General features: G+C 63.9%; 1 protein-coding gene and 1 pseudogene. Both read right to left on the reverse strand.

The window, feature by feature from the left end:
* A pseudogene (locus tag DIE22_RS37860) lies at positions 1-98 on the reverse strand (ABC transporter ATP-binding protein); the annotation flags it as partial.
* Positions 98-526: ABC transporter ATP-binding protein (locus DIE22_RS37865; RefSeq protein ID WP_148093219.1), on the reverse strand; the 429-nt coding region annotated here is incomplete at its 5' end. The pseudogene DIE22_RS37860 and the gene DIE22_RS37865, both read right to left, overlap by 1 nt.

Genomic DNA, 526 nt, shown 5'->3' on the forward strand with positions numbered 1-526 from the left:
AGCTCGCCCTGGCGGACTTCCATGTCAACGCCCTTGACGGCCTGGATGCCGCCGTAGTTGACCTGCAAGCCCTTGATTTTCAACATTGCCGCTGCCATCAGTGCACCCCTGCGCCGAGATATGCCTCAATCACCTTCGGATTCTTCTGCACGTCCTGCGGCAGACCCTCGGCGATCACCTTGCCGTAATCGAGCACCGTCATCCGGTTGCACAATCCCATCACGAGCTTCACGTCGTGCTCGATCAGCAGGATCGTGCGGCCGTCCGAGCGGATCTTGTCGAGCAGGCGCGTGAGTTCGACCTTCTCGGTCGCGTTCATCCCGGCCGCCGGCTCGTCGAGCGCGAGCAGCTTCGGGTCGGTCGCCAGCGCCCGTGCGATCTCGAGACGGCGCTGGTGGCCATACGACAGGTTGCGCGACGTGTAGTCCGCGTACTGCAGCACGCCGACGTATTCGAGCAGCTCGATCGCGCGTTCCTTGATCTCGCGCTCTTCCTGGCGTTCGGCCGGCGTCTGGAACACCGCGCC

The sequence above is a fragment of the Burkholderia sp. Bp9142 genome, assembly GCF_003853415.1.
Taxonomy (GTDB): domain Bacteria; phylum Pseudomonadota; class Gammaproteobacteria; order Burkholderiales; family Burkholderiaceae; genus Burkholderia.